We start from the raw sequence: 14,494 nt of genomic DNA on the forward strand, positions 1-14,494 counted from the left end.
CGGGCGGAGGAGCGCCGCGCGGGTCGGCTGGCCCTGGCCGAACGACCGGCGCGCATGCTCTTGCAACTTGTATGTACAGGCTTATACCTTTCCCCCGTTCGGTTGATCGAACCGCACGTGCACACCCGAACCACGACAACGCCGTCGTCACCAGGGAGACCGCTGTGAAGAAGGAGAAACCGGCGCTGAGCCGGGGCCTGAAGGCCCGACACATCAGATTCATCGCACTCGGTTCGGCGATCGGAACCGGCCTGTTCTACGGGTCCTCGGAGGCCATCGGCCTGGCCGGACCCTCGGTGCTGCTGGCCTACCTCATCGGCGGGCTGGCGGTGTTCTTCGTCCTGCGCGCCCTCGGCGAGATGGCGGTCGACGACCCCGTCCCCGGCTCCTTCGGCGAATACGCCGCGCGCCACCTCGGCCCCCTGGCCGGTTTCGTCACGGGCTGGACCTACACCTTCGAGATGATCATCGTCTGCATCGCGGACGTGACCGCCCTCGCCGTCTACATGGGCTTCTGGTTCCCCGACGTGCCGCGCTGGATCTGGGTGCTGGCCACCCTCGCCGTGCTCGCGCTCGTCAACCTCCTCAGCGTCCGCGTCTTCGGCGAAGTGGAGTTCTGGTTCTCGCTGATCAAGGTCGTCGCGATCATCGCCATGATCGCGGGCGGACTGGTGGTGCTCCTCTTCGGACTCGGGTTCGGCCACACCGACCCCGGGCTGGCGAACCTCACCGCGCACGGCGGGTTCTTCCCGACCGGCATCGAAGGGTTCATCGCCTGCTTCGCCGTGGTCATGTTCGCCTTCGGCGGCACCGAGATCATCGGCATCACGGCCGGCGAGGCCGACGACCCGCAGCGGGCGATCCCCCGCGCGGTGAACACCGTGCCGGTCCGCGTGCTGCTGTTCTACGTCCTGGCGCTCGGCGTGATCATGACCATCACCCCGTGGAACGGCATCGGCGAGGACGGCAGCCCGTTCGTGCAGATCTTCACCGGTCTCGGGCTGAACTCCGCCGCGGCGGTGCTCAACGTCGTCGTCATCACCGCCGCCCTGTCCGCGATCAACAGCGACATCTTCGGCGCCGGCCGCATGCTCTACGGCATGGCCGACCGCGGCCAGGCCCCCGCTGTCATGAGCCGCCTGTCCCGCAACGGCGTCCCGTGGATGACCACCGTCATCATGATCGCGGCACTGCTGGTCGGCGTCGTGCTCAACTACCTCATGCCCGAGCGGGTGTTCACCATCATCGCCTCCCTGGCGACCTTCGCCACCGTCTGGGTCTGGTTGATGATCCTGCTGTCCCACTTCGCCGCCCGCCGGCGCATGAGCTCCCAGCACCGCGCCCGGCTGCACTTCCCCGTTCCCTTCTGGCCCTACGGCCAGGCGCTTACCACCCTCTTCATCGCCGGCGTCATCGTGGTACTGGCGTTCAACGCCGAAACCCGGGTCGCCCTCGCCACCGGCGTGATCTGGCTGGTCCTGCTGACGACCACCTACCTGCTGCAGTTCCGGAACCGACGCGGACCCGCAGCCGCGTCCGGGAGCGCACCGGTGGACAGCGTGCCGGAAGGCGCGGTCCCGCCGGGCTCCCGGCAGCACTCGACAACGCGAAACGAAACGGAGAACTCGTGACCACCTTCGCCAACCCCGCCACCTCGACGGACACGCCGGTCACCGTCGACCTCGGCCCGCTGGACGCCGCCGACGTGGTTCGCGTCGCCCGCCACGACGCCCCGGTGCAGCTGTCCTCCGCGGCGCTGGACGCGATCGCGGACAGCAGCGCGCACGTCCAGACCCTGGCCCACGACGCCAAACCCGTCTACGGCGTGTCGACGGGCTTCGGGGCCCTGGCCACCCGGCACATCCCCGTGGAATCGCGGGCCCAGCTGCAGAAGAGCCTGATCCGCTCGCACGCGGCCGGCTCGGGACCGGAGGTGGAGCGCGAGGTCGTGCGCGCGCTCATGCTGCTGCGGCTGTCGACGCTGGCCACCGGGCGCACCGGGGTGCGCCCGACCGTGGCGCGGACCTACGCCGACGTGCTCAACGCCGGGATCACGCCGGTCGTGCACGAGTACGGCAGCCTGGGCTGCTCCGGCGACCTGGCACCGCTCGCGCACGTCGCCCTCGCCCTCGAGGGCGAGGGCGACGTGCGCGACAACGCCGGCGAGACCCGGCCGGCCGCCGAGGCCCTGGCGAGCGCGGGCATCGAACCGGTCGAGCTCGTCGAGAAGGAGGGCCTCGCGCTGATCAACGGCACCGACGGCATGCTCGGCCAGCTCGTGCTGGCCGCCCACGACCTGCGCAAGCTCGTGGCCCTGGCCGACATCACCGCCGCGATCAGCGTCGAATCCCTCCTCGGCACGGACCGCGTGTTCGCCGCGGACCTGCAGCAGCTGCGCCCGCACGCCGGGCAGGCGGCCTCGGCGGCCAACATGGCGCGCGTCCTCGCCGACTCCGGCATCCTCGCCAGCCACAAGGGGCCCGACTGCACCCGCGTGCAGGACGCGTACTCGCTGCGGTGCTCGCCGCAGGTGGCCGGCGCGGTCCGGGACACGCTCGCGCACGCCGAGTCCGTGGCGGCGGTGGAGCTGTCGAGCGCCGTGGACAACCCCGTGGTGACGCTGGACGGCCGCGTGGAGTCCAACGGCAACTTCCACGGCGCCCCCGTGGGCCACGTGCTCGACTTCCTGGCCATCTCCGCCGCGGACCTGGCCAGCATCAGCGAGCGGCGCACCGACCGGTTCCTCGACCCCGCGCGCAACCACGGCCTCACCCCGTTCCTCGCCGACGACCCGGGTGTGGACAGCGGGCACATGATCGCCCAGTACACCCAGGCCGCGATCGTCTCCGAGCTCAAGCGGCTGGCCGCACCGTCCAGCGTGGACTCGATCCCGTCCTCGGCGATGCAGGAGGACCACGTCTCGATGGGCTGGTCGGCCGCGCGCAAGCTGCGCCGGGCTGTCGACGGGCTCACCCGGGTGCTCGCCATCGAGCTGCTCACCGGGGTGCGGGCGCTGGACATGCGCGCCCCGCTGACCCCCTCCCCGGCCACCGGCCGCGTGCGCGACCGCGTCCGCGAGCACGTCGCGGGCCCCGGTGCGGACCGCCACCTCTCCCCGGAGATCGAGGCGGCGGTCGAGCTGTGCCGCTCCGGCGCGATCGTGTCCGAGGTGGAAGCCGTGCTCGGCGAGCTCGCCTGAGAACGCCCCCCGAACAGCGAGGTCCGGGCGCTCCCGATCGGGAGCGCCCGGACCTCTTTCGTCCTCCCGGACGGCGTTTTCTGTTCTGCTCCGGTGCTGCGGATCAGTGCACGCGCCGTCCGCGGCGCCACACCGCCGAGGTCAGCGGAACGCCCGGCCGGTAGGCCAGGTGCGTGATCGACGGCGCGTCGAGGACCTGCACGTCGGCGCGCGCACCGGCGCGGAGCGTCCCGACGGCTCCGTCACCGGTGTCCCGGCGCAGCGCGCGGGCCCCGCCGGCGGTGGCCGCCCGCACGGCCTCCCGCACCGACATCCCCATCTGGAGCACGGCCGTGGCCACGCAGAAGGCCATCGACGTGGTGTAGGACGATCCGGGATTCGCGTTGCTCGCCAACGCGACCGCGGCGCCCGCGTCGAGCAGCCGCCGCCCCGGTGCGAGCGGGTGCTTCGTGGACAGGTCGCACGCCGGCAGCAGGGTGGCCACCGTCCCGGAGCCCGCCAGGGCCTCCACATCGGACTCGGACAGGTACGTGCAGTGGTCCACGCTCGCGGCACCTGTGCGCACCGCGAGCCCGACCCCGGGGCCGTACCCGAGCTGGTTGCCGTGCACCCGGGTGCCGAGCCCGTGCCGCTCGGCCGAGCGCAGCACGCGCTCGGACTGCTGCTCGTCGAAGGCGCCCTGCTCGCAGAACACGTCGACCCAGCTCACGTGCGGGGCCGCGGCGTCGAGCATCTCGCCGCACACGAGGTCCACGTAGGGCTCCGCCCGCGAACCGGGCGGGACGAGGTGGGCACCGAGGAACGTCACCTCATCGGCCACCTCACCGGCGATGCGCGCCATCCGCGCCTCGTCGGCCACGGTCAGCCCGTAGCCCGTCTTCGTCTCCAGGCACGTCGTCCCCTGGGCGGCGGCCTCGTCGACGTGCCGCCGCAGGTTCTCGGCGAGCTGCGCGTCCGAGGCGGCCCGGCTCGCCTCGGTCGTCACGCTGATCCCGCCGGCCGCGTAGGGCTCGCCGGACATCCGCGCTTCGAACTCGGCCGTGCGGTCACCGGCGAAGACCAGGTGCGTGTGGCTGTCCACCCACCCGGGCAGCACCGCGCGACCGGCGACGTCGACCTGCTCGTCGGCCGGTGGTGCGGAGGCCGCCGGCCCCGCCCAGGCGACCCGGTCGCCGTCGAGCACGAGGGCCGCCTCGCGCCGACCGTCGTGCTCCGGATCGTTCGTCGTGAGCTCACCGATCCCGGTGATCACCGTGCTCACTGGCACAGCAGTGCCACCTCCTTCCCCAACAGGCCGGCGGCGTCCGGCACGTGCTGGTGCACGCCGTCCCGGACGACCCAGCGGCCGTCGACCAGCACCGAGCGGACATCGGCGGCCGTGGCCGCGAACAGCGCACCGCTCGGTTCGGCACCGGCCGTGCGCTCCGTTTCGAGGTCCACGACGAGCAGGTCGGCGCGCGCCCCTTCCGCGATCGCGCCGACGTCCCCGCGACCGAGCGCGTGGTGGGCGGTGCCCGCGGCGACGAGCTCCTCGGCGGTGAAGCACCCGCGCCGCTCGCTCCGGAGGCGCTCGTCGAGCTCGACCGCGCGGACCTCCTCGAGGGCGTCCACGACGGCGTTGCTGTCGCTGCCGACACCCAGCCGCACCCCCGCGTCGGCCAGGTCGCGGGCGGGGCCGATCCCGTCGCCGAGGTCCCGCTCCGTCGTGGGGCACAAGCTCACCGTGGTACCGCTGTCCGCGAGCGCGGAGACGTCCGCACCGGTGAGGTGCGTGGCGTGCACGGCCGTGGTGCGCGGGCCCAGCACGCCGGCCTCGGCGAGCACCTGCGTCGGCGTCGCGCCGTGGTGGCGCAGGCAGTCCTCGTTCTCCGCGCGCTGCTCGGACACGTGCACGTGCAGCGGCCGGTCGCCGGACCGCTCGGCCACGACGTCGAGGTCCGCGGGCCCGACCGCGCGCACCGAGTGCACGGCCGCACCCAGCACGACGTCGCCGCCGGGCCGGAACCGGTCGACCCGGTCTGCCCACGCCTCGGCGCTGCCGTCGCCGAAGCGCCGCTGGTGCGGGGCGAGCTCCGCGTCGAACCCGCCGCGCAGGTAGCAGGTGTCCAGCAGGGTCAGCCGGATCCCGGCGTCGCGGGCCGCCGCCGCGAGTGCGGCGCCCATGGCGTTGGGGTCGGCGTAGGCGGACCCGCCCGGGGGGTGGTGCAGGTAGTGGAACTCGGCGACACCGGTGTAGCCGGCCAGCACCATCTCCGCGTAGGCGGCCCGGGCCAGTCGGTAGTAGGAGTCCGGGTCCAGGCGCGCGGCGAGCTCGTACATCCGCTCCCGCCAGGTCCAGAACGTCCCGCGGTCGTGGTGGGTCCGCCCGCGCAGCGCGCGGTGGAACGCGTGCGAGTGCGTGTTGGCGAAGCCGGGCAGCACCATCCCCGGCAGCTGCGTGCCGCTGCGCGGCGCGCCGGTCTCGACGCGGGTGAGCACGCCCTCGGAGACGTCGAGGCGCACCGCCGAGGCCGGTCCGCCCGGCAGCCACGCGTGCTCGCACCAGTAGGTGGTCACTGTCCAGCACTCCTTTCCAGCACCCGGGCGAGGGCCCGCGCTCCGGCTTCGACGTCGTCGGGTTCGGCGAACTCCTCCGGCGCGTGGCTGATCCCCGTGGGGTTGCGCACGTACAGCATCCCGGCCGGCACGTGCGCGGCCAGGATCGCCGCGTCGTGGCCGGCCCCGGTGGGCAGCTCGGCCGCCCCGCCCAACGCGCCGGAGAGCTCGGTGCGCAGCGCGCCGTCGAACGAGACGCGGTCCGAGTAGGACTCCTCGGAGACGGTGACCTCGCAGCCCTCCTCGGCGGCCGCGCTCCTGGCGAACTCGGCCAGCTCGGCCACGAGCGGGCGCGTGCCCCCGTCGCCGGGCACCCGCGCGTCCAACCACAGCCGCACCCGCGCGGGGATCACGTTGGCACCGCCGGGTTCGGGCACGAGCTTGCCCACGGTCAGGCGGGATCCCTCGGCCGCCGCGGCGATGCGCCGCGCCGCCGAGACGATCGCCGCGGACGGCACCATCGGGTCGCGGCGGTCCCCGAGCGCCGTCGCTCCGGCGTGGTTGCCCTGCCCGGAGACGGTGAAGCACCAGCGACCGTGCTCCAGCACCGTGCTGCCGACGGCGACGGGCGAACCGAGGTCGACCAGCCCCCTGCCCTGCTCGACGTGCAGTTCGACGAACCGGCCGATGCGCGACAGCGCGGACGGGTCGGGGCCGAACCGCTCGGGATCGTGGCCCGCCCTCCGGGCCGCCTCGGCGAAGCTCACGCCGTCCCCGTCGGTCAGGCCGCGGGCGCGGTCGGGGTCGATGGCACCGGTGAGCAGGCGCGAGCCGAGGCAGGGGACGCCGAAGCGCCCGCCCTCCTCCTCGGCGAAGGCGACCACGGCCAGCGGCCTGGCCGGGGTGCGGCCGCTGCGGCGGAGCCTGCGCACCGCGTCGAGCGCGCTGACCACGCCGAGCGGTCCGTCGAACGCCCCGCCGCCCGGCACCGAGTCGAGGTGGCTTCCGGTGACCACCGCGTCCGGGCCGGGATCACCCCACCAGGCCCAGAGGTTCGTGTTGCGGTCGGATTCGACGGCGAGCCCGGACCGCTCGGCCTCCTCGGTGAACCACGCGCGCATGTCGCCTTCCGCGGCGGTGAACACGTGGCGCGAGTAGCCGCCGCGCGCGCGGTCGCGGCCGACGTCGTCGAGGGCCGCGAGCAGCTGCGCCGCTCCGGCGGGTTCCTGCGCGGACGTCGTCGCGCGCTCCTCTGCGGTCACGTCACCCCTCCTGCATCGGAACGCGCACGCCCCGCTCGGCGGCGACGTCGCGCGCGTGGTCGTACCCGGCGTCGACGTGCCGCACGACACCGGTGCCCGGGTCGTTGGTCAGCACGCGGGCCAGCTTCTGCGCGGCGAGGTCCGTCCCGTCGGCGACGCAGACCTGCCCGGCGTGGATGGACCGTCCCATGCCGACCCCTCCACCGTGGTGGATGGACACCCACGAGGCTCCGGAGGCGGTGTTGAGCAGCGCGTTGAGCAGCGGCCAGTCCGCGATGGCGTCGGAACCGTCGCGCATGGACTCGGTCTCGCGGTACGGCGATGCGACCGAGCCGGAGTCGAGGTGGTCCCGGCCGATCACGATCGGGGCGGAGAGCTCGCCGGAGGCGACCATCTCGTTGAACCGCAGTCCGGCGAGGTGCCGTTCGCCGTACCCGAGCCAGCAGATCCGCGCCGGCAGGCCCTGGAACTCGACCCGCTCGCCGGCCATCTCGATCCACCGGCGCAGGTGCTTGTTCTCCGGGAAGAGGTCGAGGATGGCCCGGTCGGTCGCGGCGATGTCGGCGGGGTCGCCGGAGAGCGCGGCCCAGCGGAACGGCCCCAGCCCCTCCTCGAAGAGGGGGCGGATGTGCGCCGGCACGAAGCCGGGGAAGTCGAAGGCCCGGTCGTAACCGGCCTTGCGGGCTTCGTCGCGGATGGAGTTGCCGTAGTCGAACACCTCGGCACCCGCGTCGAGGAAACCGACCATGGCCTCCACGTGGCGGGCCATCGACTCGCGCGCGGCGCGGGTGAACCCGTCGGGGTCCCGTTCTGCCTCGGCGCTCATGTCGGCGAAGGACGTGCCCGCGGGCAGGTAGGACAGGGGGTCGTGCGCCGAGGTCTGGTCGGTGACGACGTCGATCGGCGCTCCGGCGGCGAGCAGCTCGGGGAACACCTCGGCGGCGTTGCCCTCGAGGCCGATGGACAGCGGGCGCGCGGCGTCGCGCGCTTCGACGGCCAGGCGCATCGCCTCGTCCACGCCGCCGGCGCGGGTGTCGAGGTAGCCGTCGGCGATGCGCCGCTCGATGCGGCTGGGGTCGCAGTCGACGCACACGGCGACGCCGTCGTTCATCGTGACCGCCAGCGGCTGGGCCCCGCCCATGCCGCCGAGGCCGGCGGTGAGCGTGATCGTGCCCTGCAGGCTTCCGCCGAACCGCTTGCGGGCGACGGCGCCGAACGTCTCGTAGGTGCCCTGCAGGATGCCCTGCGTTCCGATGTAGATCCACGAGCCAGCGGTCATCTGGCCGTACATGGTCAGGCCCAGGGCCTCGAGGCGGCGGAACTCCTCCCACGTGGCCCAGTCGCCGACGAGGTTGGAGTTGGCGAGCAGCACCCGGGGAGCCCACTCGTGCGTGCGGAACACGCCGACGGGCTTGCCGGACTGCACCAGCAGCGTCTCGTCGGAGTCGAGGGTGCTCAGGGTGCGGACCAGGGCGTCGTAGGACCCCTGGTCGCGGGCGGCGCGCCCCGTTCCGCCGTAGACGACGAGGTCCTCGGGGTGCTCGGCGACCTCCGGATCGAGGTTGTTCATCAGCATCCGCATCGCGGCTTCCTGCTGCCAGCCGCGGGCGCTGAGCGAGGTGCCGCGCGGTGCGCGGACGGATCGGGGGCTGTGCGGGCTCATCCCTGCTTCGGCCATGACTTCTCCCGGTGTGCCGACTGGTCGTGGTCGTTGGTCCAACAGAACGTTGGTTTATGTATAGTCATGTATATACAGGTAGTCAACTCCCCCTCGGCGCACTAAGGTGTGCCTCAAGGACACGCCGCTCCGGCCCCGCCCGGCAGGCCGCGGCGGCTGTCGCAACCTCGAGCAGACAGGAGTCGCTACGTGAGCGAGCCGGCGTACTACGCCCCCGAGGGTGGCCTCCCCGACCAGAGCACGCTGCTGACCGACAGGGCCGTCGTCAAAGACACGTACACCGTCATCCCGCGCGGCGTGCTGCGCGACATCGTCACGAGCAACCTGCCGGGTTGGCACCGCACCCGCTCGTGGATCCTGGCCCGGCCCATCGCGGGGTTCGCCACCACCTTCGCGCAGTACATCGTCGAGGTCAGCCCCGGCGGCGGCAGCTCCACCCCCGAGCCGGAGAGCGGCGTCGAGTCGGTGCTGTTCCTGCTCACAGGCACGCTGCACGTCGCCATCGAGGGGGAGACGCACGTGCTCACCCCCGGCGGGTACGCCTACCTGCCGGCCGGCGGCACCTGGTCGGTCGCCAACGAGTCCGGCGAGACCGCCACGTTCACCTGGGTCCGCAAGGCCTACGAACCGCTGGAGGGCCACGCGCCGAAGGCCTTCGCGGTGCAGGAGCAGGACATCGCCCCCACCCCGATGCCGGACTGCGACGGCGTGTGGTCCACCACCCGGTTCGTCGACCCGGACGACATGGCCCACGACATGCACGTCAACATCGTCACGTTCGAGCCGGGAGCGGTGATCCCGTTCGCCGAGACCCACGTGATGGAGCACGGCATCTACGTGCTGGAGGGCAAGGCCGTCTACCGGCTCAACGACGACTGGGTCGAGGTCCAGGCCGGTGACTTCATGTGGCTGCGCGCCTTCTGCCCGCAGGCCTGCTACGCCGGCGGACCCGGCAAGTTCCGCTACCTGCTGTACAAGGACGTCAACCGCCAGATCAGCCTGACCTGACGCGTCCGCCCGCTCCCCGGACGGCTCCGCCCTCCGGGGAGCGCCCGGGCGCGCGGCGGCGTGGGCCGGCGCGCGGGAGGCCGCCGCGCGGCGCCCTCAGCCGCGGGTGGAGCTCACCCCGGGGATCTCGCCGTTGCGGAACGCGTCGACGAACAGGCGGTGGTCGTCGCGGACCACCTCGGCGTAGGCGCTGGCGAACTCCCACAACCACTGCGCGAACTCCTCCTCGCGCCCCTCGAGGACGGCGTCGATGGCGTCCTCGGTCTGGAACGGCACCAGGGTCTGGTCGGAGTCCGAGTCCGAGACGCAGTGGATCTTGGCCACCGCCCGGCCGAGGTAGCCCAGCACGGGCACGATGTCCTCCGGCTCGGTGAGCTCGCCCCAGTCCAGGTCGGACTCGTACGGCGAGACCTCGTCGACGACGTAGCCGACGCCGTCGATGTCGGTGTAGCCCAGCATCGGATCCGCGTGGGCCTGCAGCGCGCGCTGCGACAGCGCGGTGCGCTGACCGTGGTGGCGGAAGTAGCTGCGGATGCCCTCGTCGCGCACCACCCGCGCGGGCGCGGCCACGTTGCCCTGCTTCATCGACAGGATGATGTCGTTCTCCAGGGCTTCGTTCTCGCCTTCGACCAGGAAGCTGTAGGCGGGCAGCCCGGCGCTGCCGATGCCGAAGCCGCTGCGCCCCACGACGTCCTTGATCGTGTAGGCCACCTCGCGCATCTTCTTGTCCTGCGGGATCGTGCCCAGGTAGCACTCGAACGCCGCGACCACCCTCGCCCGCTCCTGCTCGCCGAGGCGCCGCACGCCCGCGCCGTCGCGGAAGCGCCGGTCGTAGCCCTCGGTGACGGTCTCCCGATCGAGCATCGCTCCCCTGCTGCGCAGCCGCGCGTCCAGCAGGACCTCGCGGACCGCGCCGTCGGTGGTGGTCAGGTTCAGCGAGAAGGCGGCGTCCTGGCCGCCGCGGACGAACCGGCGCACCTGGTCGATGTACGCGTGCGCAGCGGTGCGGACGAACCGCTCGATCTCCGCGTCGGGCAGCGCCTTGCTCCACCCGAGCAGCGCGATGCTGGCCGCGAAGCGCTGCAGGTCCCAGGTGAAGTGGCCGAGGTAGGCCTCGTCGAAATCGTTGACGTCGAAGATGAGCCTGCCCTCGCCGTCCATGTAGGTTCCGAAGTTCTCGGCGTGCAGGTCCCCCTGCAACCACACGCGGCTGGTGCGCTCGTCGGCCCACGGATCGGCCAACCGGGCCACGTCGGCGAAGAACAACGCTGCGGTCCCCCGGTAGAACGTGAACGGCGAGGCGGCCATCTTGCGGAACTTGTTCCGGAACGCCGCGGGCGCCGCCTCCATGAGGTCCGCGAAGGCCTCGACGAGGGTGTCGACGATGTAGCCGCGTCGCCGGTCCGGATCGTCGACGTCGAGCACGCGAGCCAGTTCGGACATGTTCCGCCTCCGCAGCGCGGGTTCGAAGGGCACGTTCGCGCCGGATCACCGTACTCCCCTCCCATCACCGGCGCTGCGCTGCACGGCGAGGGGAGGTCACGCCCGGTGGACCACCCGGCCGTCGACCACGGTCGCGCGCACGGGAGCCTCGAGCAGTTCGGAGACCGGGACGACCAGCGGATCCACGCCGAACCCGGTCAGGTCCGCGCGGAAACCCTCGCGGACGCGCCCGGCCCGGTGCTGCTCGCCCGCGACGAGGGCCGGGGCCGTGGTCATGGCTTCCAGCGCCTCGCGCGGGGTCAGGGCCTGCGACGGCTGCACGGGATCGCGGTCGGGTTGCCCCGGCAGGTGCCGCAGCCGGGCGGCGGCGAGGACCTCGCGCGGGTCGTAGTGCGCGATGGGCCAGTCCGACCCGAGCACCAGCGGTGTTCCGGAGCGGAGCAGATCCGCGCAGCGCCAGGCCCGCTCCGCGCGGTCGGTGCCGAGCCGGGTCGACCAGTTGTCGGTGTGGTCGGCGAGCGTGTACTGCACGTGGCTCGGCTGCATGGAGGCCACCACCCCGGAGACCGCGAACCGGGTGATCAGCTCGTCCGGCGCGGTCTCGATGTGCTCGATGCGGTGCCGCGCCGCAGTGCTGCCGGAGCTGCTGTGCGGTGCCAGGCACTCGAGGGCGTAGGACACGGCGGCGTCGCCGATGGCGTGCGTCGCCGTCGGGACACCCGCCTCGGCCAGGGCGCGGACCGCGTCGGCGTACTCCTGCGGGGGCAGCCAGAAGGGTTCGGTGGACTCCCCGTGGCAGTCGGGGTGGTGCAGCCAGGCGGTGCCGTTGTCGATCGTGCCGTCCATGAACAGCTTGACCCCGTCGACCCGCCACAACCGGCCGCCGGTGCCCTGCAGGGCGATCAGCTCCCGCAGCCCCTCGCCGTCGACACCGGGCTGGCACCAGGGCGCCATCCGCAACCGCAGGCTCACCGCGCCGCGCTCCTCGAGCGCGCGCAGCACCGGCAGGCTGCCGTCGTTGAGGTCCATGGCGTGCCCGCCGGTGAGCCCGACCGCGTTCATGCGGGCGAACACCTCCCCGAGCAGATCGACGGTGTCGGTCACTCCCCGTTCGGGGGTCGCGCGCTCGACCAGCTCCACAGCGGGCTGCTCCAGCAGCTCCCCGGTGGGGGTGCCGTCGGAGTCGCAGACCACCGCGGCGTTGCCCGGCACGTCCACCGGGCCGGTGATCCCGGCCAGCTCGAGGGCCCGCCCGGAGGCCAGCGCCGCGTGGGCGTCGAAGAGGACGAGCAGCGCGGGCACCTCGCCCAGCACGTCGTCGATCAGCCGGTGGTGCGGGCGCTGGCCGTCCAGGACGTTCGGGTCCAGCCCGAAGCCGCGGATCCACTCCCCGGAAGCGGCGCCGCGCCGCGCTTCGGCGAGCGCGGTGCGGAGGTCGTCGACGCTGCGGCAGGTGGACAGGTCGATCCCGCTGGTGAGCGATGCGCCGTGCACCGGGTGCAGGTGGCCGTCGGTCAGTCCGGGGGTGAGGGTGGTGCCGGTGCCGTCGATGACTTCCGTGCGGGCATCGCAGACCTGGCGGACCTGCGCGTCGTCGCCGACGGCGGTGATGACGCCGTCGCGCACGGCGACCGCGGTGGCGGTCGGCCTGGCGGGGTCCATGGTGTGCACGGTGGCGCCGAGGACGGCGAGATCAGCGCTGATGCGGGACACGGTGCTCCTCGCGGTGGTCGAGCTTGCGGTGGTCGGGTCGGGCGTTGCCGGTGCCCGGAAGGGCCCGGCGAACGGCTCAGGGGCCGGACGAGTCGGGGGACGCATCCGCCCGCCCCTCGGAGGTGACCCCGAGGGCGGAGAGGTCGCGGCCGGGGCGACGGGAGAAGTGCAGCGCGCCGGCGATGGCGACGGCCAGGGTGAGCGCGGTGAAGACCCAGTACGTGTCACCCGGTGCGGGCTGGTCCGGCCGCACGTTGCCGTAGACGCCCCAGCCGATGACGCCGATGCCGATCAGCGGCACGCACAGGTGCGGGAGGGGGCGCAGCCGCTCCCCCGGCGCCCGCCACACGTACAGCGGCAGGGCGACGAGCGTGACCAGCACGCTCAGCAGCAGCGGCACGGTGCCCATCCCGGCCTCCCACGCCGAGATGGCGGCCGGACCGGCTTCGGTCAGCAGCAGCGGTAGCAGGATGCTCAGCACGATGAGCCCGGTCCACATCAGCGTCGAGCCGACCGGAACGCCGTTCCGGGAGGCCCGACCCAGCAGGCGCGGCAGCATCCCGGCCCGGGCGGCGGCGAAGGAGATGCGGGACAGGCCGATGAGCGCGGCGATCAGGCAGGCCACGGAACTGACGGCGCCGATCACGGCGAGAACGGCGTAGGCGGCGGGCAGGTAGTGCTGCGCGAGCTCGAGGAACGGTGCCGTGTTGGCCGGGTCGCCGAACCGGTCGGCTCCGGCTGCCGCGCCCCGCCAGTGCGCGTACGCGGCCAGGCCGGCCCACGTGGACAGCGCGTAGGTCCCGCCGACGATCGCGATGGCGGCCACCACGGTGACGGGAACGACGCGGCGGGGGCGCCGCAGCTCCGCGGACATCGTCGCGGCGTTGTCCCACCCGATCATGCCCGCGACCGCGAGCGGGAAGGTCAGCCCGGTCAGTCCGGCCAGTCCGCCGGGGTCGCCGCCCGCTGAGCGCAGCGGGACGTCGGCGCTGCCGCCGGAGGCGACCAGCAGCACGAGGGCGAATCCGAGCAGCAGGGCGATCTGGACGGCGGCCAGGGCCAGGGACACGGCGCTGGAGGTGACGATGCCGCGCAGCACGACGGCGGTGGCGAAGGCGACGACGCAGAGCGAGGCCGCCACCCACCAGAGCCCGCCGAGGCCGAGCGAGGCCGTGATCCACTGCCCGGAGAACACGGCCACGGCGCCGACGGTCAGCGGTCCGGACACCAGCGTGGCGTAGAACGTCGCGCTGGACACCCGGAGGCCGAGTCCGGGGCGCACGGCCTCGAAGGAGTGGTAGGCGTAGGCGACGAACGACCCGGGCGAGACGATGCGGCGCGCGAAGGAACCGACCGTCAGCGCCGCGGCCAGCATCCCGAGCGTGGCGAGCAGGAAGGCCCACGGGGCTCGGGTGCCCATGGCGGCCGCGATGGCAGGTGCGGTGAGGAAGACGCCGTTGACCGGCGCCATGTTGGACAGGGTGACGCCGAGAGCCCCCGGGAGCCCGACCGCGCCGGCGCGCAGCCCTCCTGGATCCGCCGTCGCGGCCTCGGGGTCGTGCCTGATCGTGTTCGCGTGCTCTGCGCCCACTGTTCCTCCAGGTGCGGTGGCGTGCGGCAGTGGGATCGGGCACCGGGCCGCGGAACCGTGCGCCC

At 73.2% G+C, this 14,494-nt stretch carries 10 protein-coding genes; 3 read left to right on the plus strand and 7 right to left on the minus strand.

All coding sequences use genetic code 11. From position 1 onward, the window contains the following. Positions 1–164: 164 nt before the first annotated feature. Together ACYVJE_RS03480 and hutH are read left to right on the plus strand one after the other, a co-directional pair. Entirely contained in the window at positions 165–1,631 is a 1,467-nt protein-coding gene (locus ACYVJE_RS03480; RefSeq protein WP_461143230.1) for an amino acid permease, read from the plus strand. Next, the gene (gene hutH / locus ACYVJE_RS03485; RefSeq protein ID WP_461143231.1) at positions 1,628–3,199 is read left to right on the plus strand and encodes a histidine ammonia-lyase; all 1,572 of its coding nucleotides are present in this window, start codon (positions 1,628–1,630) and stop codon (positions 3,197–3,199) included. The genes ACYVJE_RS03480 and hutH overlap by 4 nt, the downstream gene beginning before the upstream one ends. Positions 3,200–3,302: 103 nt before the next feature. On the opposite strand, the gene hutI is transcribed toward hutH, so the two are convergent. Genes hutI through hutU form a run of 4 tightly spaced genes read right to left on the minus strand, consistent with a single transcriptional unit; the run spans position 3,303 to position 8,674 of the window. Further along, the gene (hutI, locus tag ACYVJE_RS03490; protein ID WP_461143526.1) at positions 3,303–4,460 is read right to left on the minus strand and encodes an imidazolonepropionase; all 1,158 of its coding nucleotides are present in this window, start codon (positions 4,458–4,460) and stop codon (positions 3,303–3,305) included. Next, entirely contained in the window at positions 4,457–5,755 is a 1,299-nt protein-coding gene (locus tag ACYVJE_RS03495; RefSeq protein WP_461143232.1) for a formimidoylglutamate deiminase, read from the minus strand. Before ACYVJE_RS03495 ends, hutI begins: the two co-directional genes overlap by 4 nt. After that, positions 5,752–6,996 (minus strand): allantoate amidohydrolase, encoded by a 1,245-nt coding sequence (locus tag ACYVJE_RS03500; RefSeq protein ID WP_461143233.1) that lies wholly within the window; start codon positions 6,994–6,996, stop codon positions 5,752–5,754. Before ACYVJE_RS03500 ends, ACYVJE_RS03495 begins: the two co-directional genes overlap by 4 nt. A 1-nt stretch (position 6,997) precedes the next feature. After that, complete coding sequence (gene hutU / locus ACYVJE_RS03505; RefSeq protein WP_461143234.1) at positions 6,998–8,674, minus strand: urocanate hydratase; 1,677 nt, start codon at positions 8,672–8,674, stop codon at positions 6,998–7,000. Positions 8,675–8,863: 189 nt separating this feature from the next. Between hutU and ACYVJE_RS03510 the strand changes: the two genes are divergently transcribed. Next, positions 8,864–9,682 (plus strand): bifunctional allantoicase/(S)-ureidoglycine aminohydrolase, encoded by an 819-nt coding sequence (locus tag ACYVJE_RS03510; protein ID WP_461143235.1) that lies wholly within the window; start codon positions 8,864–8,866, stop codon positions 9,680–9,682. Between the two features lie 96 nt (positions 9,683–9,778). Here ACYVJE_RS03510 and ACYVJE_RS03515 read toward each other — a convergent pair whose 3' ends face one another. From ACYVJE_RS03515 to ACYVJE_RS03525, 3 genes are all read right to left on the minus strand, one after another. Continuing rightward, a complete protein-coding gene (locus ACYVJE_RS03515; RefSeq protein ID WP_461143236.1) occupies positions 9,779–11,125 on the minus strand; it encodes a DUF2252 domain-containing protein in 1,347 nt (448 codons plus the stop codon). Positions 11,126–11,221: 96 nt separating this feature from the next. After that, on the minus strand, positions 11,222–12,838 hold the full coding sequence (locus tag ACYVJE_RS03520; protein WP_461143237.1) for an amidohydrolase: 1,617 nt from the start codon (positions 12,836–12,838) through the stop codon (positions 11,222–11,224). A gap of 76 nt (positions 12,839–12,914) precedes the next feature. Beyond that, entirely contained in the window at positions 12,915–14,429 is a 1,515-nt protein-coding gene (locus ACYVJE_RS03525; protein ID WP_461143238.1) for an APC family permease, read from the minus strand. Between the last annotated feature and the right edge of the window lie 65 nt (positions 14,430–14,494).

It is taken from the genome of Salinifilum aidingensis, assembly GCF_054782015.1.